Source organism: Streptomyces sp. NPDC050164, from assembly GCF_044459945.1.
In the GTDB taxonomy this organism is placed as follows: domain Bacteria; phylum Actinomycetota; class Actinomycetes; order Streptomycetales; family Streptomycetaceae; genus Streptomyces; species Streptomyces coeruleorubidus_A.
In genome coordinates, this window is record NZ_JBITJK010000004.1 from 171617 (window position 1) to 195350 (window position 23734).

At 71.5% G+C, this 23734-nt stretch carries 22 protein-coding genes, 1 tRNA gene and 1 pseudogene; 15 read left to right on the top strand and 9 right to left on the bottom strand.

The window, feature by feature from the left end; all coding sequences use genetic code 11:
• Window positions 1-49: 49 nt before the first annotated feature.
• Window positions 50-229 (bottom strand): annotated as a pseudogene (locus tag ACIBNA_RS08660) (hypothetical protein); the annotation flags it as partial.
• A gap of 96 nt (window positions 230-325) precedes the next feature.
• Between ACIBNA_RS08660 and ACIBNA_RS08665 the strand changes: the two are divergent.
• The 5 genes from ACIBNA_RS08665 (at window position 326) to ACIBNA_RS08685 (ending at window position 3174) form a co-directional block, all read left to right on the top strand.
• Window positions 326-1192, top strand: a complete 867-nt coding sequence (locus tag ACIBNA_RS08665; protein ID WP_399164495.1) for a bifunctional DNA primase/polymerase — start codon at window positions 326-328, stop codon at window positions 1190-1192.
• Window positions 1193-1226: 34 nt separating this feature from the next.
• The gene (locus ACIBNA_RS08670; protein ID WP_399164496.1) at window positions 1227-1691 is read left to right on the top strand and encodes a hypothetical protein; all 465 of its coding nucleotides are present in this window, start codon (window positions 1227-1229) and stop codon (window positions 1689-1691) included.
• Between the two features lie 9 nt (window positions 1692-1700).
• Window positions 1701-2225, top strand: a complete 525-nt coding sequence (locus ACIBNA_RS08675) for a DinB family protein (protein WP_399164497.1) — start codon at window positions 1701-1703, stop codon at window positions 2223-2225.
• Between the two features lie 88 nt (window positions 2226-2313).
• Window positions 2314-2553, top strand: coding sequence for a hypothetical protein (locus ACIBNA_RS08680; RefSeq protein WP_399164498.1), 240 nt, complete (start codon window positions 2314-2316; stop codon window positions 2551-2553).
• Between the two features lie 33 nt (window positions 2554-2586).
• Window positions 2587-3174: a GNAT family N-acetyltransferase gene (locus tag ACIBNA_RS08685; protein WP_399164499.1), complete on the top strand. Its 588-nt coding sequence runs from the start codon at window positions 2587-2589 to the stop codon at window positions 3172-3174.
• A 162-nt stretch (window positions 3175-3336) separates the two neighbouring features.
• On the opposite strand, the gene ACIBNA_RS08690 is transcribed toward ACIBNA_RS08685, so the two are convergent.
• Window positions 3337-7476 carry a hypothetical protein gene (locus tag ACIBNA_RS08690; protein ID WP_399164500.1) on the bottom strand — a complete coding sequence of 1380 codons (4140 nt, stop codon included), beginning with the start codon at window positions 7474-7476 and terminating at the stop codon, window positions 3337-3339.
• Between the two features lie 389 nt (window positions 7477-7865).
• On the opposite strand from ACIBNA_RS08690, the gene ACIBNA_RS08695 reads away from it, so the two are divergent.
• The 3 genes from ACIBNA_RS08695 to ACIBNA_RS08705 all read left to right on the top strand — a co-directional run bounded on the left by ACIBNA_RS08695 (window position 7866) and on the right by ACIBNA_RS08705 (window position 9416).
• Window positions 7866-8330 carry a hypothetical protein gene (locus tag ACIBNA_RS08695; RefSeq protein ID WP_399164501.1) on the top strand — a complete coding sequence of 155 codons (465 nt, stop codon included), beginning with the start codon at window positions 7866-7868 and terminating at the stop codon, window positions 8328-8330.
• Between the two features lie 87 nt (window positions 8331-8417).
• The gene (locus ACIBNA_RS08700) at window positions 8418-8648 is read left to right on the top strand and encodes a ferredoxin (protein WP_399164502.1); all 231 of its coding nucleotides are present in this window, start codon (window positions 8418-8420) and stop codon (window positions 8646-8648) included.
• A gap of 9 nt (window positions 8649-8657) precedes the next feature.
• A complete protein-coding gene (locus ACIBNA_RS08705) occupies window positions 8658-9416 on the top strand; it encodes a PIG-L deacetylase family protein (protein WP_399164503.1) in 759 nt (252 codons plus the stop codon).
• 56 nt (window positions 9417-9472) lie between these two features.
• Here the strand turns inward: ACIBNA_RS08705 and ACIBNA_RS08710 are convergent, their stop codons facing one another.
• The 3 genes from ACIBNA_RS08710 to ACIBNA_RS08720 form a co-directional block, all read right to left on the bottom strand.
• On the bottom strand, window positions 9473-10231 hold the full coding sequence (locus tag ACIBNA_RS08710) for a glycosyltransferase family 2 protein (RefSeq protein ID WP_399164504.1): 759 nt from the start codon (window positions 10229-10231) through the stop codon (window positions 9473-9475).
• Between the two features lie 37 nt (window positions 10232-10268).
• Complete coding sequence (locus tag ACIBNA_RS08715) at window positions 10269-10430, bottom strand: hypothetical protein (protein ID WP_399164505.1); 162 nt, start codon at window positions 10428-10430, stop codon at window positions 10269-10271.
• A gap of 257 nt (window positions 10431-10687) precedes the next feature.
• Complete coding sequence (locus ACIBNA_RS08720) at window positions 10688-11827, bottom strand: glutathione-independent formaldehyde dehydrogenase (RefSeq protein WP_399164506.1); 1140 nt, start codon at window positions 11825-11827, stop codon at window positions 10688-10690.
• A 213-nt stretch (window positions 11828-12040) separates the two neighbouring features.
• Between ACIBNA_RS08720 and ACIBNA_RS08725 the strand changes: the two genes are divergently transcribed.
• Together ACIBNA_RS08725 and ACIBNA_RS08730 are read left to right on the top strand one after the other, a co-directional pair.
• Window positions 12041-12235 (top strand): hypothetical protein, encoded by a 195-nt coding sequence (locus ACIBNA_RS08725; RefSeq protein WP_274817529.1) that lies wholly within the window; start codon window positions 12041-12043, stop codon window positions 12233-12235.
• Window positions 12236-12407: 172 nt separating this feature from the next.
• Entirely contained in the window at window positions 12408-13565 is a 1158-nt protein-coding gene (locus ACIBNA_RS08730; RefSeq protein WP_399164507.1) for an NAD-dependent formate dehydrogenase, read from the top strand.
• 85 nt (window positions 13566-13650) lie between these two features.
• Here the strand turns inward: ACIBNA_RS08730 and ACIBNA_RS08735 are convergent.
• Window positions 13651-13737, bottom strand: a tRNA-Ser gene (locus ACIBNA_RS08735).
• 63 nt (window positions 13738-13800) lie between these two features.
• Complete coding sequence (locus ACIBNA_RS08740; protein WP_399164508.1) at window positions 13801-15252, bottom strand: S1C family serine protease; 1452 nt, start codon at window positions 15250-15252, stop codon at window positions 13801-13803.
• A gap of 286 nt (window positions 15253-15538) precedes the next feature.
• On the opposite strand from ACIBNA_RS08740, the gene ACIBNA_RS08745 reads away from it, so the two are divergent.
• From ACIBNA_RS08745 to ACIBNA_RS08755, 3 genes are all read left to right on the top strand, one after another.
• Window positions 15539-16366: a glycerophosphodiester phosphodiesterase gene (locus ACIBNA_RS08745; protein WP_399164509.1), complete on the top strand. Its 828-nt coding sequence runs from the start codon at window positions 15539-15541 to the stop codon at window positions 16364-16366.
• Window positions 16367-16579: 213 nt separating this feature from the next.
• Complete coding sequence (locus ACIBNA_RS08750; protein ID WP_399164510.1) at window positions 16580-17218, top strand: ATP-binding protein; 639 nt, start codon at window positions 16580-16582, stop codon at window positions 17216-17218.
• Between the two features lie 224 nt (window positions 17219-17442).
• On the top strand, window positions 17443-18408 hold the full coding sequence (locus ACIBNA_RS08755) for a DUF5926 family protein (RefSeq protein ID WP_399164511.1): 966 nt from the start codon (window positions 17443-17445) through the stop codon (window positions 18406-18408).
• Between the two features lie 244 nt (window positions 18409-18652).
• Here ACIBNA_RS08755 and ACIBNA_RS08760 read toward each other — a convergent pair whose 3' ends face one another.
• Complete coding sequence (locus ACIBNA_RS08760) at window positions 18653-19339, bottom strand: hypothetical protein (RefSeq protein ID WP_399164512.1); 687 nt, start codon at window positions 19337-19339, stop codon at window positions 18653-18655.
• Window positions 19340-19394: 55 nt separating this feature from the next.
• On the bottom strand, window positions 19395-20060 hold the full coding sequence (locus ACIBNA_RS08765) for a bifunctional DNA primase/polymerase (RefSeq protein WP_399164513.1): 666 nt from the start codon (window positions 20058-20060) through the stop codon (window positions 19395-19397).
• Window positions 20061-20563: 503 nt separating this feature from the next.
• On the opposite strand from ACIBNA_RS08765, the gene ACIBNA_RS08770 reads away from it, so the two are divergent.
• Entirely contained in the window at window positions 20564-22081 is a 1518-nt protein-coding gene (locus ACIBNA_RS08770; protein ID WP_399164514.1) for a PP2C family protein-serine/threonine phosphatase, read from the top strand.
• A gap of 76 nt (window positions 22082-22157) precedes the next feature.
• Window positions 22158-23624 carry an aminopeptidase P family protein gene (locus ACIBNA_RS08775; RefSeq protein ID WP_399164515.1) on the top strand — a complete coding sequence of 489 codons (1467 nt, stop codon included), beginning with the start codon at window positions 22158-22160 and terminating at the stop codon, window positions 23622-23624.
• Window positions 23625-23734 lie beyond the last annotated feature (110 nt).

Sequence of the window (23734 nt, forward strand, 5' to 3'; positions counted from 1 at the left end):
CACACCCACACAGGACGCGGGCCGATGCCGGCACACCGGCCCGCTCAGCTCACCACCACAGCGGGGCGAAGCTGACGGCGGTACTGGCGTTGCCCTGGTTGACGGCCGTGAACGCCGAGCCGTTGACCTGGGCCGTGCCGCTCTGGTTGGAGGCACCCTCGCCGACGGCCTGCTGCCGGGTGGTGGCCGAGTTACCGAAGTTGTCGCCGCCGACGCCGCTGCCGAGGATGCCCTGCTCGGCCTCCGTTCCCGTCCGGCCCTCCACCCCGGAGCGCCGCATCCGCTCCCCCTTTCCTTTTTCGAACGTACGTACGAAACTAGGAGCATGGCCACCACCGACCGGCAGGCCACGACGCTGGCCCTCGCACACGCCCTGTCAGCCGCCGAACGCGGACTGGCCGTCATCCCCCTGTCCCGCGCCAAGCTCCCGGCGCTGCGCTCCCCGCACCGCGACGACCCCGTCCCCTCCCCCTGTCACGGCGAGTGCGGCCGGCTCGGCCACGGGGTCTACGACGCCTCCAGCGACCCGGCGCGCATCCGCGAACTGTTCGCCGCGGCGCCCTGGGCGACCGGTTACGGCATCGCCTGCGGCCTGTCCCCGCACCATCTGATCGGCATCGACCTGGACGTGAAGACCGGCACGGACTCCTCTGCCGCCCTACGGGAGCTGGCGCTGCGACACCTGTTCACCATTCCGCCGACGGTGGTCGTCGTGACCCCGTCCGGCGGGCGTCACCTGTGGCTGAGCGGCCCGCCCGACGTGGTCGTCCCCAACTCGGCGGGCCGCCTCGCCCCCGGCATCGACATCCGGGGCGCCGGCGGCTACCTCGTCGGCCCCGGCTCCCGCACCGGCCAGGGCGTCTACGCCGCGGCCCCGGGAACCGCCCATCTGGCCCCCGCCCCCTGCCCGCGCTCCCTGCTGCGCCTGCTCCTCCCGCCGCCCCGCGCCCACCACCCCACACCCCCGGCGACCGGCGGCCACGGCCAGGGCCTGGTGCAGTTCGTCCTCGCCGCGCACGAGGGCCAGCGCAACACCCGGCTGTTCTGGGCGGCCTGCCGGGCCTACGAGGACGGCATCGGCCCCGCGCTCGTGGACGCCCTGGTCGAGGCCGCACTCAATACCGGCCTGTCCGAGCGCGAGGCCCGGGCGACGATCGCGTCGGCGGCACGGATGACGGGGCACCGGCCGTGAGCGGCACCCCGTCCATGAGCACCGAAAGACCTCCATGCAACAGCACGTCAAATCGCCGGCCCTGGCGCTCGCCCGCCTCGTCCTGGCCTCCGGCCGCTCGGTGGATCTCGCCGAGCTGCGGTTCACGTCGACGTACGGCGACCTGCTGGAGGGCTATCCCTGCAAGCCGGTGAACGACCTGCGGATCCGAGGGCTGCTGCGCGCCGCCGAGCGGGCCCGCCCCGGCACACCGGTGCACCTGGTCCCGCCGCCGCGCGCATACCCCGACCAGTACGCGGGCGGCCTCGGGCCCGTCGAGGTCCTGCCCGCCGTGGCCTGCGTCGGCGCGTTCCACTCCACGGCTCTCGATCCGGCCCGCGACCCGGTCGCGTACCGCTCCCGTCTCACTGTTGTCTGGTTCCAGGCCACGCCTCGCCTGCCGTCGGGCTGCGACGCCGAGCCCGCGCTGCGGGACCTGGACTGGACGGGACTGGCCCGGGACGCCCGGGCGCTTGCGTAGGGTCGTCCAATGAACGTTTCCCGTACCCAACTGCTGTGCTGGCAGCTCGAGTTGACCTGGTCGTTGTTCGAGTACCACCTGGAGCGGCTGGAGCCGGAGGACTTCCTCTGGGAGCCCGTGCCGCACTGCTGGACGATGCGCAGGGGCCCCGACGGCACCTGGGTACCGGACTGGGCGGAGACCGAGCCCGACCCCGTGCCCGTCCCCACCGTCGCCTGGGTGAGCTGGCACATCGGCTGGTGGTGGAGCGTGGCCCTCGACCACGCCCAGGGCCGCCCGCCCCGCGACCGCACGGACGTCGTATGGCCCGGCGAGGGCACACCGACCATCGAGTGGCTGCGCGGCCTGCGCACGCAGTGGCTGGCCGTCCTGGACGGTCTCACGGACTCCGACCTGGACGCCGCGGCACGGTTCCCCTGGCCGAACGACCCCCAGTACACCGTCGCGCACATGGCGGCCTGGGTGAACGCGGAACTGATGAAGAACGTGACCGAGATCGGCCACCTGCGAATGCTACGCGCGGCGTCGGCCTGAGCAGGACCGCGATGCCGCTGTCGGTCTTACGTCCAGAACACAAATGGCAGGCCTGTGACCTGGGACAAAGCGGTTCGTTGAAGCGGGCATGCGATCTCGTCTGCTCTCCCGTGCCGCTGCTCTGCTCGTCGCGCTCGTCATCCTCCAGGGCGGTTCGTCCGCCCTGGCCGCCGAACCCGGCGGCGGTCGTGGCGGCGGTGGCGGCAGCCGGTCGGGGGCGATCGATCCGATCACGCCGTTCTCCCAGGGCGCCTCTGCGCTCGCCGGGATGGCCCAGCCGTTCTACAACGCGTTCAGCCAGGCCGTGTCAACGGGCCCGAGGGTCTAGGGGGTTCCGGGCGGTGCGTGACATCGTGGTGGCATGAGCATCGACGTTCGGCCGGCCACGGTCTTCGAGGACGTCCGTACCGTGCTGGGGCCCAAGTCGCCCGGCGCGAACGTCTGCTGGTGCCTGAGCTACCGGATCCCCTCCAAACGCAACAACGAACTGCGCGGCCCGGCCCGAGGCGAGTACGTCGCCGAGCTGTGCCGCGCGGATCCGCCCCCCGGCGTGCTCGCCTACGACGGCGACGAACCGGTCGGCTGGGCCGCCGTCGCCCCGCGCGCGGACACCTCCTTCGCCCGCAACCGCAAGATCCCGCACGTCGACGACCTGCCCGTCTGGTCGCTGTGGTGCGTCCGGGTACGCCCCGGTCACCGGAAGCAGGGCATCTCGCACGCCCTCATCGCCGGCGCGGTCGAGTTCGCCCGCGCCCACGGCGCACCGGCGGTCGAGGCGTACCCCCTCGACAACGGCGACGCCAAGGTCGACCTGACGATGGCGTACCCCGGCCTCCGGAAGAACTTCGAACGCGCCGGCTTCAGCTACGCGGCGGACACCACCTCGGTGCTGGCCGGCCATCCCCGGATCCTGATGCGGCTCGACCTGCGAGGCCACAGGCGCACGTAAAGGCCCGACCGCTGGCGACGGGGGATGCACCAGCGGTCGGGCTATGGCCAAGGGTAACAAGCGCTTGCCCATGGGAGTCGACGGTTCGTCAGCAAAGCCGGGGTTGTGACTCGTATCACTCAACTGCCTTGGTTACGGGGCCTGTTGTGCGGCCGGGCACCGTCAGGGCTCGCACGGCGGGTCGTACGACAGCCGGGGCAGGTACTCGCGCCAGGTCTCCGGCGTCAGCACGCCCCGGGTCATCGTGCAGACGCGGCGTGCGGCCTCGTCGACGTCCAGGTTCCAGAGCCGGATGGTGTCGGTGCCGCTCGACACCCCCAGCATGTGGTTGCTCGGGCTGAACGCCAGGAAGGTGCCGCTCTTGGCGTTGGGGCTCATCGACTGGCCGATCGGGCCGGCCTTGGAGGGGTCGGAGACGTTCCAGAGCCGGACGGTGCTGTCGTTGCCGCCGCTGGCCAGGGTGCGGCCGCCCCGGCTGAAGGTCAGTGACACGACCGCCTCCGTGTGGCCGGTGAGGCTCCTGCGCTGCGAGGCCTTGGAGGGGTCCTCGATGTCCCAGAGCCGGACCGAGTTGTCGTCGCCGCCGCTGGCCAGCGTGTGACCGTCGGGGCTGTAGGCGAGGACGTTGACGGCTCCGAGATGGCCCTTGAGAGGGGCGCCGCGTAGCACGGCACGTCCGCGGTCCGTCGCGTTCCACAGCCGGATGGTGCCGTCGGCACTGCCGCTGGCGAGCGTATGGCCGTCCGGGCTGAAGACGAGGGAGTTGACGTACCCCTTGTGACCGGTGAGGGGCGCGCCGATCGGACGGGGGCGGGACGGGTCGCCGACGTCCCACAGCTGGATGGTGCGGTCGTCGTAGGCGGTCGCCAGGAGGCGCCCGTCCGGGCTGAAGGCCAGCGGGTCGGCGAACCGGATGCGCAGGGGGACGGGCGACCCGTGGGGGACGGGGCGGTCCGGATCCCCGACGTTCCACAGCTGCACGGCCCGGTTTCCCGTCACCACCGCGAGGGTGCGGCCGTTGCTGGAGAACTCCAGGGAGCGTACGCCGCCCTTCGGCCGGAACGGTTCGCCCATCGGCACCGGCCTGCCGGGCTTGCGCACGTCCCACAGCCGGACCCGTCCGTCGAGCGCCGCCGTCGCGAGCACCCGCCCGTCCGGCCGGAACGCTCCGGTCCGGCCGATCATGTCCGCCGTCGGCAGCGACCACAGCCGGACCTTGTTGTCGCCCGTCCCGGTGGCGAGGGTGCGCCCGTCGGGGCTGAAGCCGAGCGCGTACATCTCGCCGCTGCTGCCCGCCAGGGGCCCGCCCACCTGCGACGGGTACGCCGGGTCACTGACCTTCCACAGACTCGCCGTGCTGTCCGCGCTGGCGGCGGCGAGCATGTTGCCGTCGGGGCTGAAGGCCACGGACCACACCGCCCCCGTGTGGCCGGTGAGCGGCGCTCCGATCGCTGCCGGGCGACGCCGGTCGGTCATGTTCCAGAGCCGGACGGTCTCGTCCGCGCTGCCGCTGGCGAGCGTACGGCCGTCGGGGCTGAAGGCCACGGAGTGCACCGTGTCGGTGTGGCTGGTCAGCGGCTCCCCGACCGGCTCCGGACGCCGGGGCTGCGTCACGTCCCACAGCCGGATCGTGCCGTCATCACCACCGGCCGCCAGCGTCCGGCCGTCCGGGCTGAACGCCACCGAGCGCACGGCGGCCTTGTGCCCGGTCAGCGGCTTGCCCAGGGCCTTCGGACGCTTCGGGTCGGCCACGTCCCACAGCCGTACGGTGTGGTCGTCGCCGACGGAGGCCAGCGTGCGCCCGTCCGGGCTGAAGGCGATCAGGTAGATCGTGCCGTCATGGCCGGTCAGCGGTCGGGCGAGCGGCTGCGGCTGGGCAGGGTCTGTCACGTCCCACAGCCGGATCGTGCCGTCGTCGGCGGCGCTGGCCAGGGTGCGGCCGTCCGGGCTGAAGACCGCGCTGCTCACCCAGCTGGTGTGGCCGGTGAGCGGCTTGCCCAGGGGCTTCGGGCGCTTGGGGTCGGCCACGTCCCACAGCCGTACGGTCCGGTCGTAGCTTGCGGTGGCCAGGGTCCGGCCGTCCGGGCTGAACGTCGTGAGGTAGACGGCGCCGGTGTGGCCGACCAGCGGCGTGGCCAGCGGGGCGTTCACGATGGAGATCAGACGGCTGTTCGCGCCCTTGTCGTCCGGCCGCAGCCGGTGTGCCACCAGGTCGAGCTGCGCCGACAGCGACGGATCCGTGTACTGGACGCGATCGGCCTGGGCGAGCACCTGCTCGAACACGGCCTCGTCCCGCTGCTTCCAGGCGACGACGGCCGCTCCGACGGCCAGCACCGCCAGCACGACCAGGGCCGCCACCGCGCTCCGGCTGATCCAGATGATGCGCCTGCGCAGCCTGACCGAGGCGGCCAGGAACTCCACCGCGCTGCGGGTCAGGAACGTGTCCCCGGCGGATTTCGCCCACCCGTGGGCCTGTTCCAGACGGGAGCCCCGGTAGAGCAGTGAGGTGTCGCGGTCGGACTCCTCCCAGGCCCGGCCGTCCTCCTCCAGGCGCTGGCGCAGCAGGTTGCCCTGCCGGTCCTCGTCGATCCAGTCGCGCAGCCGCGGCCAGGCGTGCAGCAGCGCCTCGTGGGTGATCTCCACGGTCTCCGCGTCGAGCGTCACCAGCCGGGCGCGGACCAGCGCCTCCAGGGACTCCTCGGTCTTGCCGGGGTCGGTCGACTCGTCCGCCAACTGGCGCCGGGTGCCCCTTCTGCGCGTGGCCTGGGTGTCCTCACCCAGCCGGACCAGCCGGAGCAGGAGCAGCCGGGCCGCCGTGCGCGCCGCCGGGTCGAGTCCGGACCAGGCCCGCTCGGCGGTCGCCGCGACCGCGCCCTGGATGCCGCCGGCCGCGCGGTACCCGGCGAGCGTCAGCCGGCCCGCCTTCCTGCGCTGCCAGGTGGCCAGCAGGGCGTGCGAGAGGAGCGGCAGCACTCCCGCGTCGTGCTCCCCCACAGCCCGAAAGGCGTGGGAGGGACCCCCACCGCGCGGGCCGTCGGCGCTCACCTCCCGGACGATCAGCTCCGCCAGGCCCGGCTCCAGCTCCAGGCCGACGGCCTTGGCCGGGCCCGTCACCGCCTCGCGCAGCTCCGCGGTGGTCAGGGGTCCGAGCACCATGTGCCGGTGCTGGAGCGCGTCGGCCAGTTCGGGATACCGGAGGCACCGCTCGTAGAAGTCGGCCCGTATGCCCAGCACCACGACCGCCGGGGCCGGGTCGCCGTCGCCGCCCGGCGAACAGGCGGCGTGCAGCACCTCGACGAACGCACGCCGCTCCGCCTCGTCGGGGCAGAGGGTGAACGTCTCCTCGAACTGGTCCACGATGACGACCGGCCGCGCGCCGGCCGGCGCCTCGCGCCGCGCCCAGGCGGCGACGGCGGCACGGATGTCACGGACGTCACGGCCCCTTTGGACGGGTGGGTCCACCGTGGTGCTTCGGACCCGTGGGTCCGCCGTGGTGGTGGCGACGGGGCCCTCGCCGGTGGGTTCGTCGGCCGCGATCACGGCCGAGACGACCGGGCCCAGTTCGGGGATGCACCGGGTCAGCTCCGCCAGCGGATCACCGCCGGGTACGAGCTGCACGACCTCCGTGGCCCGGCCCTCCCCACCGCCGTCGTCACCGCGGTCGCCGTCCTCGCCGTCGTCGTCCAGCGCGCCGTCCCGCAGTGCGGGCACCAGCCCGGCGTTCAGCAGCGAGGACTTCCCCGCCCCCGACGCACCCACGAGCATGACCAGGCCGCCCGTCTCCGCCACGGCCCGGAGCTGGGCGACGAGCGCGTCCGTGCTCCGCTCCCGGCCGAAGAACCACCGGGCGTCCTCCCTGCGGTAGGAGGCCAGGCCCCGGTACGGACACACCCCGCCGGGCGCCGGCGGGCCCTCGGCGGCGGACCGCTCCTGCTCCGCGGACGCCGCGCCGCGCTCGCCGACCGGGTCGGCCACCGCGGCTTCCCACAGCCGCTGCCACTGGCCGAGGTCGTACAGGCCCGGGGACACCGGCGTGGGCCGCGCCCGCCGCGCCTCGGGGATCAGCACGTGCAGCACCGCCGCGAGGGCGGTGAACTGAGCGGGTACGTTCCGTGCCCGGCGCCAGTCGCTGATGCGCTGCGCGGACACCCGGACGGGACGCCCGCGTTCGTCGACCCGCTGGAGCCGGACGACCGCTTCGGACACACGTTTGAGTGGAGGGTTCCCGGCTTCCTTGTACAGCAGTGCGAGGCGCTCCGCGAAAGCGGTGCGTGCCCCGGAGTCGGAACCCAAGGTCTCCACTCCTTAACTCCCCGCGCCTGGACGTCCGGACCGGAAAACTCACTCTATATGTCTGACCTGCGGTAATACCGCCTACCCGGAACCGGAGACTCCTCGTCGGTGGCCGAAACTGGCAGGATCCGGACGCAGCAGCGCACTCATCCGGTCGACTTCCAGCGAAGTCGGACGACCGCGACCCCACCGTTCGGCACCGGTCCCCACGAGGGGAGGGACCGGTGCCGGACGACGTGGTGATCCTCCCCACCAGGCCGCGCTCTGCAACCCCGGACGACTGACGACAACCCTGGATAACTGACGGACCGTCAGCTATGGTCGGCCTGCCGTTCGCCTGCCGCTGCCAAGGCCGGCCTGCCGTACCGCTTCCGGAGCGACGTACAGGGGTGAGCACAGTGCAGACACGTCCCGAGAGCCCACGACCGCAGGGCGCCCCGCGCTGGGTGGCGATGTTCCACCAGCCGGCCACGCAGACCTGGCGGGCAGCCGCGGAGTCGCCCCACCGCTCGCCCGTGCTGCACGCCCTCGGCGAGATGACACAGACCCTGCGGGCGCGTGGGGAAGAGGTGACCTGCGCCCTGTGGGGGCCGAAGGACGGCGAGTGGCACCGGTTCGACACGCCCCTGAAGCAGGCGTCGCGGTCCCAGCCGGGTCCGCAGGCCTCTGCCTCCGAACCGACCAAGCTGGCGCAGCGCATGACCGGCCGCCGCCACCAGGTCCTCATGTCCGGGCTGAGCAGGGCGGGCCTCTACGACCTCTCCCCCGAGGACGAGGCGACCGTCCAGGAACTCGTCGAACGGCTCGACGAGGCCGCCGTACGCCGGGTCGCCCACTGGCTCGCGGCGGCCGGCGCACGCTAGCCGGGCCGGTTCAGCCGGTCTCGCGCTGGGCAGTCAACACCTCAGGGCCCGCCGGCTTCCTGTATCGGCCGGTGGGGGACGAGGGGGATGAAGGGGATGAAGGGGCAGAAGATCTCTGTCGACCGCGAGCTCTGCTACGGCTCCGCCGAGTGCGTCCACAGGGCCCCGGCGGTCTTCGAGTTCGTCGACGGATTCGGTGTCGTCCGCCCGGGCCACGAACAGATGGGCGACGCCCCGGAGATCCTGGAGGCGGCGGAGAAGTGCCCCAGCCAGGCCATCAGCATCACTGACGCGTCCTCGTCACCGGACGGGCCGTAGCGAGGACCGGTGCCGGTACCGAGCCTGCTCGCGGTCTTCGCCCACCCCGACGACGAGTCCCTCACGGCGGGCGGCACCCTCGCCCGGCACGCGGCGGGCGCCCGCACGGCGGTCGTCACGGCCACCTGGGCGTCGGACACCCCGCGCGCCGCGGAACTGGCCGACGCGCTCCACATCCTCGGCGCAGACAAGCCACGCCTGCTGGGGTACGCCGACTCCCGCGTCCCGCGGTCGGCCCCGGGCAGACCACGCCTGTGCGACGCCCCGCTCGACGAGGCGGTGGGCGGCCTGGTCGCGCACATCCGGGACTTCCGCCCGGAGATCGTCGTCACCCACGACGCCTACGGCGGCCTGACCGGTCACGAGGACCATGTGCACACCCACCGCGTGACCCTGCTTGCGGTCCACGCCGCCGGACTCGAACGCCTCTACCCGGACGCCGGGGAGCCCTGGCAGCCGAGCGCCCTGTACCTGTCCACGCACCCGCACTCCGCCGTCCGGGAGTGGGGCGGACACCTGGCCCCCGCGGGCAAGGCGTTGCGCACGGTCCCGGACGACCGGGTCACGGCGACCGTCGACGTCACCCCCTGGCTGGACCGGAAGATCGCCGCCGTACTGGCGCACCGCACGGAGGTGCGACGGGGCGCCGCCCCGGGCCTGATCGCCGCCTTGCCGGAGGCCGAGCGGGGGCGGTTGCTCGGTACCGAGTGGTACGTCCGCCACGAGCTTGTCGCGACGGCGGGGACGGGGACGGAGCTTCTGCCGTAGGCGGGTGACCGGCTCAAGTCAGGGCCCCGCTCGCTCAGGTCGTCGATCGGCTCAGCTCAGTGCCCCACCGGAAAAGGCCACCGAAGCCCCGCCAACGCCCGGGCCCTGGCCTCCACGACGGCCATCCGGGCAGCGCGCTCGGCCCGGTCCACATGGGCCGTCTGCCCGGTCACCTGCCCCTCCCACTTCCGGTACAGCAGCCCCACCTCGCCCGAGAACCACCCCCGGCTCACGGCGTTCAGCGCGAGCAGCAGCCCCGTGTCCTCCGAAGCGGGCAGCGCCATCCAGCCGCCGAGGGCGAGCAGCAGTTCCCGCCGTACGAACAGCGACGCCGGATGGACCGGTGCGAGGAAGCCGTTGGCCTTCCAGTGCTCGAAGACGGCCCCGCGCTCGATCGGCCCCTGGTCGGGGTCGCCGGGAAAACCGACCGTCGACCCGTCGGGCATGAGGTCCAGTACCCGCGACGTCGCCCACCCGAGGCTGCGGTCGGCCTCCAGCGCCGCCAGATCCCGCGCGAGCGTGCCCGGCGGCAACTGGTCGTCGGCGTCCAGGACCTTCACGTACGCACTCTCGGCATGCGCCAGCGCGATGGTCCGGGCGACACCGGGCCCCCCGGCCCGGCCCTGCCGGAACGTCACCCGCTCGTCATCGGGCACGTACGGCCGTACGGCCTCGCTCTCCCCGTCCTCCTGGATCACCCACTGCCAGTCCCAGCCCTCCGGCAGCCACTGCTCGCACAGGGACTTGTGGGCCTCCGGCAGAAACCGGGCCGACGGGCCGTGCACAGCGGTGACGACGACGATGCGCCGGCTCACGCCGGCACTCTCGCTGCCACGACGGTTCTTGGCGGCCTCAGCACTTCTTCAGCGTTCCCTTGGTGTGCACGACTTCTGAGTCACAGACCCAGCCCTTGGTCTGGGTGCCGACGATACGACCGTAGATCCACTTGTTCCCGTAGGAGTTGTTGACGTAACACCAGTAGTAGAACGTCGTGCCCTTGACGAAGGTGCCCACCTTGCCGCACTCCGTGTACGGCCTGGTACGGACGTTGGCGGGCCCTGGCCGCTGCCGACGCCGAAGACGGCATCAACACTCAGCTGGTCCGGTCGCGGAATCTCTGGTCAGGACCCCGGTGCCGATGGCACCGGGGCAGTTGACGTGCTCGGACGCGGGCGCTGCCGCAACCCCAGGTCTCCTGTTGCGAATTGGAGAGAGGGCCCGGGCCCGTGGTGGTCAGCGATCTCTGCCGAGCAGCGCGGCGCCGGGCGTCCTCAGTCGTGCGGGTGCAGGACGACCTTGGTGTAGCCCTCCGTCCGCTTGTCGAACTTTTCGTACGCCGTCGGCGCCTGGTCGAGCGGCAGCTCATGCGAAACGACGAAGCTGGGCTGCGCACGGCCCTCGATGATCATGTCACGCAGCTGACGGTTGTAGCGCTTGACGTTGCACTGCCCGGTGCCCACGCGCAGCCCCTTTTCGAAGAGACGCCCGATGGCAACCACCAGCATGCCCTGCTTCGCCTGCTCGTCCGGTCCGCCGGGGTCGCGCGGGACGTACAGGCCCGGCACACCGAGAGCGCCCGTCGGCCGGACCGTCTCGACGAGCGAGTTCAGTACGGTCGCCGGTTCCTCGCGGTCCTCGCCACGTGCCTGGGCCTGGTAGCCGACGGCATCGATGCCCTTGTCCGTGCCTTCACCCGCGGTCTGCTCCCTGATCTGCTCCACCGGGTTGCCCTGGGTGAAGTCGATCGGTACGGCGCCGATCTCCTCCGCCTTCTGCAACCGCTCGGCCACCCGGTCGACCACGAACACCTTGCTCGCGCCGCGCAGGATCGCCGAGTAGGCGGCCATCAGACCGACCGGGCCACCGCCGTACACGGCGACGCTGTTACCGGGGCGCACGTCGGCCAGCTCGTTGCCGTGGTAGCCGGTCGGGAAGATGTCCGCCAGCAGGACGAAGTCGGTTTCCTTCTCGGTGCCCTCAGGGAGCTTCAGGCAGTTGAAGTCCGCGTACGGCACCCGTACGTACTCGGCCTGGCCCCCCACGAAGGGTCCCATCGCCACGTAGCCGTACGCACCGCCGGCGAAACCAGGGTTCACCGTCAGGCAGAAGCCGGTGAAGCCCGCCGTGCAGTTCTTGCAGAAGCCGCAGGCCACATTGAAGGGCATGACAACGCGGTCTCCGCGGCTGAGCGACGTCACACCGTCACCGGCCTCCTCGATGACGCCGAGGTTCTCGTGGCCGAAGACGATCCCCGGCTCGGCGGCCGTGCGGCCCTCGTACATGTGCAGGTCCGACCCGCAGATAGCGGTGGACGTGACACGGACGATCACGTCGTTCGGGTGCTGGATTCGGGGATCCTCCACTTGCTCGATCGCGACTTCGAACGGTCCCTTGTAGACGACGGCCCTCATGATCGAACCCTTCCACTGGGTGTGGTTGTTCGCTCACAGATCGGAACGGAGGCGCCGGGGGACCCGCTGCATCCGTCGGGACCAGGTCCCCAGCCTTGCAGCTCACCGGTCTTCTGTGTCTTGGCTCATACTCCAGCCTGGTGCATGATGAGATGATTTGCATCTAGAGGCTGCAAAGTCCTATTCCGCACCACTTCGGAAGGATTCAAAACCTTGTCGCGACGTCTCGGCACGCTCCTCGTCCCGGTATCCGGCCTGTCCGGCACGACCTATCCGGAAGGGACCCGGGTGGCCATACGGGGCAGCGGAGGCTCCGTCGACGGATTCGTCGACGGAGACTGGCTGCCGCTCGCATGGTGGGAGTTCGCGGACACCCAGCCCGAGGGCACCCCCGACACCCTGGCGTAGCGCCCGGCACGGGCAGGGGCGTGGTGCCCGGCCGGGGCGTGTCAGCCGGCCCGGGTCCCGTTTCGGTGTGCGGCGGGCCGGGGACTCGGAACCGGACAGCAAGGCCGGCCGGAGCGCGTGTGCGGCCAGCTGACTGCGCCTGCGCGCCGACCTTCGGTGAGAGGACGCGGCCATGGCGAAGATCCTGACGGTGCTTTATCCGGACCCCGTCGACGGCTACCCGCCCAGGTACGCCCGGGACGAGATTCCCGTCGTCAGCGGCTATCCCGGAGGGCAGACGGCGCCCACCCCCCAGAGCCTCGACTTCAAGCCGGGTGAGCTGGTCGGCTGCGTCTCCGGTGAACTGGGCCTGCGTCCGTTCCTCGAGGACCGGGGCCACACACTGGTCGTCACCTCCGACAAGGACGGGCCCGACTCCGTGCTGGAGCGCGAGCTCCCCGACACCGACGTGGTGATCTCGCAGCCGTTCTGGCCCGCCTACCTCACTCCTGACCGGATCCGGCGTGCGCCGCACCTGAAGCTGTCGATCACAGCCGGGATCGGTTCGGACCACGTGGACCTTCCGAGCGCCATCGAACACGACGTCACCGTCGCGGAGATCACTTACAGCAACAGCATCAGCGTGTCGGAGCACGCGGTCATGCAGATCCTCGCCCTGGTCCACAACTACCTGCCCGCCCATGAGTGGGTCACCGCCCGCCGAGGGTGGAACGTCGCCGACAGCGTCTCGCGGAACTACGACCTGGAGGGCATGGACGTCGGCGTTTTCGGTGCCGGACGGATCGGCCTGGCAGTGCTCCGCCGGCTGCGGCCGTTCGAGGTGAAGCTGCACTACAACGACGTGCACAGGTTGCCACCGGAGCTCGAGCGGGAGCTGGGGCTGACCTGGCATCCGGACGCCCGTTCCCTGGCGGCCGCCGTGGACGTGCTCTCCATCCACGCGCCGCTGCACGCCAAGACGGTGAACCTCTTCGACGACGAGATGCTGGCGACCATGAAACGCGGGTCGTACATCGTCAACACGGCTCGCGCGCTGATCGTCGACCGGGACGCCGTGGTACGCGCTCTGGAGCGAGGCCATCTGGCCGGCTACGCCGGTGACGTCTGGTACCCGGAGCCACCGGAAGAGGACCACCCGTGGCGCACCATGCCGCACGAGGGCATGACACCGCACGTATCCGGTTCGACGCTCTCCGCGCAGGCCAGGTACGCGGCCGGCGTGCGGGAAGTCCTGGAGTGCTGGCTGGACGGCCGCCCGATCCGTCAGGAGTACCTCATAGTGGAGGGCGGCAGGCTTGCCGGGACCGGGGCTCGCTCCTACACGGTCTGACACGTCCACCCACCGTGATCACCACGCAGAAGGGGTGCCTCCGTTGAGAGACACCCCTTCTGCCCTGCAAGGTCTATGACCTCGGCGGAGGCGGTGGGATTTGAACCCACGGTGACATCGCTGCCACGACGGTTTTCAAGACCGTTCCCTTCGGCCGCTCGGGCACGCCTCCCCGCGCCGGCCGTGATCGGCGGCGCGGGGACAAGGGTAACGGGTCGGTGCAGGCCGGTGTGGGTCAGTTGTCGCCGATGCGCGAGCCCAGGGTCACGTCGACCGTGTGCTGCTTGCCGTCGCGCTCATAGGTGATCGTGACCTTGTCGCCCGGCTGGTGGGTCCAGATCTCGCCGATCAGGGTGGGGCCGGAGTCGATCACCCGGTCGTCGAGCTTGGTGATGACGTCGCCGGGCTTGAGGCCCGCCTTGGCGGCCGGGCCGCCCGGCTCGACCGGTGCGGCGGCGCCGCCCGCGCCCTCCTTGGAGATCTGCGCGCCGCCCGAGGTGTCATCCAGGGAGACGGACGCGCCGATCTTCGCGTACACCGGCTTGCCGGTCTTGATCAGTTCCTGGGCGACGTACTCGGCCTGGTTGATCGGGATGGCGAAGCCGAGGCCGATCGAGCCGGACTGGCCGGTGCCGAAGCCGCCGTTGCCGGTGGACTGGATCGCGGAGTTGATGCCGATGACGTTGCCCTGCGCGTCCAGCAGTGGACCGCCGGAGTTGCCCGGGTTGATCGAGGCGTCGGTCTGCAGGGCGCTCATGTACGACGCCTGGCTGCCGCTGCCGTCACTGGAGGCGACCGGGCGGTTCTTGGCGCTGATGATGCCCGTCGTCACCGTGTCGGACAGGCCGAAGGGGGCGCCGATCGCGATGGTCGCGTCACCGACGGCCACCTTGTCCGAGTCGCCGAGGGTGAGCGGCTTCAGGTCGTTCGGGGTGTTCTTGAGCTTGATGACCGCAACGTCGTAGCCCTGCGCGTGCCCCACCACCTCGGCGTCGTACTTCTTGCCGCTCGGGAACGTCGCGGTGAGCTTGCCGCCGTCCACCGCGCCGGCCACGACGTGGTTGTTGGTGACGATGTGTCCCTGCTTGTCGAAGACGAAGCCCGTGCCGGTGCCGCCCTCACCGCTGTTGCTCTCGGCCTCGATCGTGACCGTGCTCGGCAGCGCCTTGGCGGCCACGCCCGCGACCGTGCCCGGGTCGCGCTTGACGTCACCGCCGCTGGTGGAGGCCGAGACCGTCGTCGAGCCGCTGTTCTCGTCGTTGTTCTTGGCCAGCGTGTAGCCGAGACCGCCGCCCAGGCCGCCCGCGGCCAGCGCGGCCACCAGGATCGCGGCGACCAGACCGCCGCGGCCACGGCCGGACTTCGGCGCCGGCTGCTGGTACGAGGAACCCCAGCCGCCGCCGGAACCGGAACCGTCGCCGCCGTACGCCGGGGAGCCCGGCGGCGGGGGCGGGGGCCAGGAGGGGTCGGGGGCGGAGGAGGAGACGCCGTGATGCGCGACGTCACCAGGAGCGCCCTGGCCGTGGGCGGACTGCCCCTGGGATTCCTGTCCGTACGGTCCCGGTCCCTGGGGTGCCTGTCCCTGCGGCGGCTGTCCCTGGGGGGCCGGAGCAGCGGGAGCGTCCACCGGCACGGGGGGTGCGGACGGGGCGGGGGGTACCGCGGTGCCCTCGTTCTCGGTGCTCACAGCTTCTCTCCTCGATCCACGGCTGTTTCCTGGGGCGCACTCGGTCACGCTTTTTCACGCTGGCGACGGTCCGGCGCGATACAGCTGTGCTTGTCCCTTTGTATGCCGTCAGCTTTTCCCACTGGCCGTCAGAGCACCATAAGCGGTGGCTGTGGGTCCGGGGCCATTCTTTATATAGGGCATTACTGACGAAAAGGATGCAATTCCAATGCCTCCGTCCGGACCTGTGAATCCGCCGGGTCCGTCCGACCAGACGCGTACCCGCGTGCGGTGGCACCATGACGCGGTGACTCACGCACGGCAGCATGGGATTCAAGTCGTCGCCCACCGCGGGGCCTCCGAGGACGCTCCGGAACACACCCTGGCCGCATACACCAAGGCGATCGAGGACGGCGCGGACGCCCTGGAATGCGATGTGCGCCTGACCGCCGACGGCCACCTGGTGTGCGTACACGACCGCCGGATCAACCGTACGTCCAACGGCCGCGGCGCGGTCTCCGCCTTGGAGCTCGCCGACCTCTCCGCCCTGGACTTCGGCTCCTGGAAGACAGGCGAGGCCTACAAGGGGCGCGACGAGGACCCCGACTGGGAGCACCGCCCGGAGGACCGTGAGGCGACGTCCGTCCTCACCCTGGAGCGGCTGCTCGAACTCGTCGCCGACGCCGGACGCCGGGTGGAACTGGCCATCGAGACCAAGCACCCCACGCGCTGGGCGGGGCAGGTCGAGGAGCGGCTGCTGGTCCTGCTGAAGCGGTTCGGACTCGACGCCCCGGCCACCGCCGAGGAGTCCCAGGTGCGGGTCATGAGCTTCTCGGCCCGCTCGCTGCACCGCGTGCGTGCCGCCTCGCCGACCCTGCCGACGGTCTACCTGATGCAGTTCGTCTCGCCCCGGCTGCGCGACGGACGCCTGCCCCTGGGCGTGCGGATCGCGGGCCCGTCGCTGCGGATCGTGCGCAACCACCCCGTCTACGTGGAGCGCCTGAAGCGGGCCGGCCACCAGGTGCACGTGTGGACCGTGAACGAGCCCGAGGACGTGGATCTCTGCGTCGGCCTGGGCGTCGACGCCATCATCACCAACCGCCCGCGCGCTGTGCTCGACCAACTCGGCCGCTGAGGTCCCACGGAGGTCCGACTCCTGGAGTCCGGCGGATGTCCGGAGGGGTCCGGCGGCAGTGGTCGACCACACAAGTCCCACCAGACCCACGCACACCTCTTGACCCCACCCATTGACGGGCGAGATCCTCGCGTCTCGGCCAAACCGATGAAATCCAGCCACACGATTACAAGGAGTGCTCCGGCGCGTTCGGTCCGTATTCGATCGTGGCGAATGCGTCACAGGACGTTGATTGGCCGGTTTCCGGTACAGGCCAATGGGGCATCCACACCGTGGCGTGGGGCGAAGGAGGTCTCGGGGGTGGCGTTGGTGGTGGCACAGGAGGTGCCCACGTCGTCGAGCATGGCCGTACCCCATGGCCCTGCGGGCGTGGGGGAAGCGAGGCACCGTATGCGCGCGCAGTTGCGCAGAGGTGGCGTAGCGGAATCGGTCATCGACGACGCTGTACTGATCCTTTCCGAACTTTTGAGCAACGCGTGCAAACACGGCAGGCCCCTGGGCGACGCGCTCTCCGGCGACGGTGACGTCCGTGCCGCGTGGCGCGTGGACCCCTCCGGCCGGCTCATCGTCGAGGTCACGGACGGCGGTGGCCCGACCCGCCCCGCCCCGGCGACCCCGTCGGTGACGGCACACGGCGGCCGCGGGCTGAACATCATCACCGCGCTGGCCGACGACTGGGGTGTCCGGGACGACATCCGCGGCGAGGTCACCGTGTGGGTCGTCGTCCACGCCGACGTGTACGACCCGGACGCCGGCCACCGCCGCGACGACTTCGCGACACGGGTCACGGCCCCGGCGGTGTCCCAGATACCCGGGCTGGACTTCGCGGACGCCTTCGACGACATGGACTGACCCGGCGCCGGCCGGACACGGCCTTTCCGGTCCCTCACGGTCGTCTTCGGGTCCCTCACGGTCCTGTTCCAGTACCTCACGGCCTTCTTCCGGGTCCCTTCCGGGGCGCCGCACCGCGCGCCGTTGTCCACAGGACCGGTGTTGTCCACAGGACCCCGTCACCCGTGGCGCGAACGGCTAGGCTCGCGACCGTACGAGACGAGCCGTAACCGGGAGACCCATCGATGGCCAAGAAGCGACCCCAGACGAAGGCCAAGCGCCCGCAGCTCACGGACGGAGAGATCCCGGTCGTCGGCGCCCGCGAGCCCTGCCCCTGCGGCAGCGGCCGCCGCTACAAGGCCTGTCACGGCCGGGCCGCGGCCCACGCCGCGACCGAGCTGGTGCACCGCCCCTTCGAGGGCCTGCCCGGCGAGTGCGACTGGGTGGCCCTGCGCGAGCTGGTCCCGGCGGCCACAGCCGGGCTGACGCTCAAGGACGGCCTCCCCGAGGGCGTCCCGGCGGTCACGCTGGCCACGGTCCTGCCGATGGCCTGGCCCGCCCTGCGCCGCGACGACGGCTCGGTCATGCTCGGCCTCCAGAACGACACCTCGTCGGGCGACATCAGCCGCGACCTCGCCGACATCCTCCAGCGCGCCCTTGAAGCCGAGCCCGGCACACCGGTGCAGGGCCGCCGCGCCCCGGCCGACGGTCCGCGGCTGCAGGATCTGCTCGACCCGGAGGGCGCCTTCGAGCCAGAAGTGCACAGCGGCTTCGAGTTCTGGGTGCCGGATCCGGAGAACGCCACCCCGGAGGTGACCGCCTCCCTGGAGCGGGCCAACGCCGCGGCCATCCCGACCGTCAAGCTCCAGGGCGTGGACGCCGCGTACTGGTGCGAGACGCCCGAGAAGAACCATCTGCGGTGGGTCATGCCCCACCCCGAGGAGCAGCTTTTGGACGCTCTCGCGCGGCTGCACGCGGCGGGCCGGTCAAGCCTCGGCGAGGGCACCCGCCTGGTGGGCTCCTTCCGCGCTCACGGGCTCACCGTGCCGGTCTGGGACCTGCCGAGCGGGGTCACGGCCGAAGACGTGGAGAAGCCGGCGGCGGAGTTCGCCGAGCGCCTCGCCGCCGCCCTGGCCACGGACGCGCCGCTCACCGCGGACGAGCGCCGCGCGCGTGGCGGCCTCACCAACCGGCAGGTCACACTCAGCTGACGGATCGTCACAGGGCCCGGTCCGGCCGCTCGGCCGGCCGGCCGGACCCTCGTGCTCCGGACAGGTGACGCCCTTCACAACTCCCGGCCGGGACAAGCCAGTCGGTGACTGGAAAGGGCGAGACCGAATTTGCGAACCGCCGATCTCTTGTTACCGTTCCTGTAGCCCGGTTGCTGGTGCATCCCCCGTCGCCAGCAACCGGGTCTTTCTCTGCGCGCGACGGTTCACGGAACGCAGCCTTTCGTCAACTGCCCGCTTCCGTAGGCGTGTTGCTCCCGGAGCGCAGCAGCAGCGGCCCCTGGCCGGCCTGTCGGGCGAACTCCGCGACCGCCGTGTACGCCGCCAGATCCCCGCGCGCGGGCTCGCGGGGCGTCTCACACGTCCCCGGCTCGTCCTCGGCACCCACCGCGCACGTGATGCGCACGGTCCGGGCGCCGGGCCCCATCAGGCTCAGTACGGCGTCCAGCGCCTCGCCGGTCGCATTGCGGTAGTAGGTCCGCGCCCAGGTGTCCGAGGCCTGCGTCACGACACAGGTCTGCGCCTCGACGCCGTCGGGGGTGGAGAGTTCGGGGCCGCAGCGCGCGGTGGTGGACAGGCCCGGGCCGAGCGCGGGGAGGCCGGCCGCGGCGGAAGACGCCTCGCCGTCCGCGGACGGCGAGGAGGAACGTACGGCGTCCCGTCCGGAACCGGACACGGAACCGCCGCGCACACCGGCACCGCCCGCCGAGCCCCCGGAATGTGTCGCATCCCCTGAATCCGGGGACCCAACGGAGAAATCCGGGGACCCCGCGGACGCCACCGCCAGCGGCAGTGCGACCGCGCACGCCGCCACGACGCCCGCGAGGGCGAGCAGTCGGAACTTCCGGGGTGGGAACTTTCGGGGTCGGACTTTTCGGGGGTCCCGGGAGCGGCCCCGGGAATGACGCGGCATGGCCCCGGAACATAACGCGCCGGGCCGGAACCCGGGCTCGGCGCGCCCGACAGCCCTAGAACTCGGGCGCGCTCACACCCGTACGAGTGAGGGCCTCGACCACGGCGTCCACCACGGCCTCCACATCGGGCACCCACGGCGAGGCCGAGCCGGGCAGTGGCGCCCGCTCCCAGCGGATCTCGCCCTGCCCCGTCTCGGACGGCGGCAGCGCCAGGTAGCCGCCCTCGCCGTGGAAGCGGAGGGAGCCGGGCACGAAGTCCTTGGCGTAGAGCAGTTCGCCGAGCTGCTCCATGGAGTACGGCTTCACGAGGATCGCCCAGCGGGCGGAGGACGCGACGACCGGGCCGAGCCGCATGCCCATGCTGTCGAGCGCGTCGAGGGCGCGGGCCGCCGGCAGGGCGGGCAGGGAGACCGCGCAGGGCGCCTTGCCGCCGGTGGCCAGGACGATCGGCGCCGTGGGCCGGTTGCCCCACCACCAGCGCACCATGCGCCCGTCCGTGGTGGCCGCGAGCAGGCCGGGGTCGAAGGGGTGCGCGCCGGGAACCGTGCATTCGGGGTCCGGACAGCCGCAGCGGCTGCGCCCCTCGGGGTCCGCCGCCACGCCCGGGAGTACGGGCCACTGCCATTGGGTCGCGTAGGTCAGGGCCGCGCCGATCAGCTCAGGCCTCCCGTCGCTGCGCTGGGACAGGAGCCTGCGTCGCCTTCCGAGGATCTCGCGCATGAGCGCTCGTTCCTTTCCGTTGCACGCCGGCAACACCGTGGTCCACATCACATCATGTGTCGATCACTTCACTGTGCGTACCTGTTGGCGCATCACACCCCTGCCGTGCGCAAGGGGAACCCCTATGGGTCGAGCATTGACTGCCTCCGCGGCCGTCCCGCCCATACTGCGTCTATTCAAAAGCACGGGCGTGGCGTAGGGGTGGCGAAGTATGGCGTTTGCCGTCGCGCGTATTTCTCTCCGCCTCCGCCACGGGAGGATGGGGCACGGTCGTCGGTGGCTAAGACGCTCGGCTCCGTCACCAGGTTCCGGGTAGTTCTCAACCACCCCTGGCCTTCACCGAGTACGTACCCATCGCGACCGTTGTGACGCTCCGTCGAGCAAGCCCAGTCGACCGCAATAAGCCGTCCCATGCGGCAGTTTTAAGCCAACTTTACATTTAGGCAAGAAGAAGGGGAGTTGTCCCCTCGGACCTCACGGACACCAGGAATCCCATCAGGACAATGCTGGACATCTCCTCACGAGTGCGTGTACATGTGGAGACACTGCTAGCGGCGCAGAATGACATGGGGGTTTGCGATGCTTTTGAGCAGTACGCGCTGGTCGGAAAGCCGGACGCCATGAACGCCCCGCACCCTCCGAAAGTGGCTGGAATCGATTCAACGGTTCCCTCGCCCGCACACACTGTCGCGCCCGTCGCGGCGGGCGGTACGTCCCCGTCCGCCCCGGCAAACCCCCCGGCCCCGCCGGGCGCGGTACTCCAGGACCGTCTCGCCGGCTGGGTCTCCGACCTCACCACCCTCCACGAACTGACCGAACGCCTGGCCCGCACCTCCGCGCTCGACGAGGCGCTCCAGGAATTGCTGCGGGCCGGCGCCGCCCTGGTGGGCGCCCGCCGCGGCCTCGTCGTCCTGGAACCCGGCGACGGCCTCGGCCCGGACACCACCATCGGCCTGGGCCTGGCCCGCGCCGACCTCGGCCACATCGAGACCGTGCCCCGCAGCGCCCTGTCCTACGGCCGGATCCTCGACGGACTGCCCGGCGGCGAGGACGGCATCACCGAGCCCGACCTGTTCGCCGAGGAGGGGATCGACCCCCGCCACCGCGAGGTCGCGGCCCGCCTCGGCTACGCCGCCAGTCACGCCCTCCCTCTGACGACCGAGTCCGCCGGCCGCCTCGGCGCCGTCGTATGGCTCTACGACGAACCCGCCGAACCGAACGAGCGGCAGCGCCACCTCGTCGGCCTGTACGCCCGGTACGCCGCCGAACACCTGGCCCGGCTCCTGGAACTGGAGCGCACGCGCGCGTCCATGGCGACCATGTCGGATGAGCTGCTGCCCGCGCGGCTGCCGCGGGTGGCCGGTGTCCAGCTCGCCGCCCGGCACCGCACCGGCCCGCGCGGCGGCGGCGACTGGTACGACGCGCTGCCGCTGCCCGACGCCGCCCTCGGCCTCGCCGTCGGGTCCGTCACCGGGGCGGGTCCCAGCGCGGTCGCCGCGATGGGGCGGCTGCGGGCGTCCCTGCGCGCCTACGCCGTGATGGAGGGGGAGGACCCGGTCGCCGTCCTGTCCGACCTGGAGCTGCTGCTGCGGCTGACCGAACCGGCCCGCTCGGCCACCGCCCTGTTCGGCTACTGCGAACCGGCCGCCCGCAAGATCACGCTGGCCGGTGCGGGACACAGCCCGCCGCTGCTGCTTGGACAGCGCCGCACCGAGTTCGTGGAGACGTCGGTCTCCGCCCCGCTGGGCATGCTCGCCTGCTGGGAGGCGCCGAGCGTGGAGATCCTCGCCGAGCCCGGAGAGACCGTTCTGCTGTACACCGACGGGCTGCTGCACCGCACCGGCGAGACCACCGACCGCGCCTTCGCCCGGCTGCACACGGCGGCGGCCGGAGTTCCCCGGGCACTGCGGCGCGACCCCGGCGCCATCGCCGACCACGTCCTGCGGAGCGTGCTGCCGGACGGGCTGGACGCGGCCGACGGTGCGGAGGACGTCGTGCTGCTGGCGGCGCGGTTCGAGTAACGCTCCTCGTCATAGCCCTGAGGACGCTTCCGCGCCGCCGTACAGTGGAGGGCGGTCCAGTGCCGTATCGAGGAGGATGACCGCCGTGGCAGAAGAGCCTTCGGACACCCCGGAGACTGCCGAAGAAGAGCCGATCAAGCAGCGGAAGAACGGACTGTACCCCGGCGTGTCGGACGAGCTTGCCGAGAACATGAAGAGCGGCTGGGCGGACACCGAGCTGCGTGATCTCCGGCCCATCCCCCAGGCCGCCGAGACCGCCGCCCGCCGGGCCGCGCTGTCCGCGCGCTTCCCGGGCGAGCGGCTGGTGATCCCCGCGGGGAACCTCAAGACCCGCTCGAACGACACCGAGTACGCCTTCCGCGCCTCCGTCGAGTACGCCTACCTCACCGGCAACCAGACCGAGGACGGCGTCCTGGTCCTGGAGCCCAAGGGCGAGGGCCACGAGGCGACGATCTACCTCCTGCCGCGGTCCAACCGGGAGAACGGCGAGTTCTGGCTGGACGGCCAGGGCGAGCTGTGGGTCGGCCGCCGCCACTCCCTCACCGAGGCGCAGAAGCTCTACGGCATCCCCGCCTCCGACGTGCGCGAGCTGGCCGGGGCGCTGCGCGAGGCCACCGGTCCGGTGCGGGTCGTGCGCGGCTACGACGCCGGCATCGAGGCCGCGCTGACCGACAAGGTCACCGCCGAGCGCGACGAGGAGCTGCGGGTCTTCCTCTCCGAGGCGCGGCTGGTCAAGGACGAGTTCGAGATCGGCGAGCTCCAGAAGGCCGTCGACTCCACCGTGCGCGGCTTCGAGGACGTGGTGAAGGTCCTCGACAAGGCCGAGGCGACCTCCGAGCGGTACATCGAGGGCACGTTCTTCCTCCGCGCGCGGGTGGAGGGCAATGACGTCGGCTACGGCACGATCGCCGCGGCCGGGCCGCACGCCTGCACGCTGCACTGGGTGCGCAACGACGGGCCCGTGCGGTCGGGCGATCTGCTGCTGCTCGACGCGGGTGTGGAGACGCACACGTACTACACCGCCGACGTCACGCGCACACTGCCGGTCAACGGCCGGTTCAGCGAGATCCAGCGGAAGATCTACGACGCCGTGTACGAGGCCCAGGAGGCCGGGATCGCGGCGGTGCAGCCGGGGGCGAAGTACCGGGACTTCCACGACGCCGCGCAGCGGGTGCTGGCCGAGAAGCTGGTCGAGTGGGGGCTGGTCGAGGGGCCGGTGGAGCGGGTGCTGGAGCTGGGGCTCCAGCGGCGGTGGACGTTGCACGGGACCGGGCACATGCTCGGGATGGACGTGCACGACTGCGCTGCCGCGCGGACCGAGACGTATGTCGACGGTGTGCTGGAGCCGGGGATGTGCCTGACCGTCGAGCCGGGGCTGTACTTCCAGGCCGATGATCTGACGGTGCCGGAGGAGTACCGGGGTATCGGTGTGCGGATCGAGGACGACATCCTCGTGACGGAGGACGGCAACCGGAATCTGAGTGCGGCGTTGCCTCGTCGGGCGGACGAGGTCGAGGCGTGGATGGCCTCCGTCAAGGGCTGAGTTCCGGGTGTGGGTGTGGGGGCTGGTCGCGCGGTTCCCCGTGAGGTGACGCCATCCGGCCAGCGGCCAAAAAACCGCAGGTCAACGGTAGTTGGCGTGTGAGATCATGG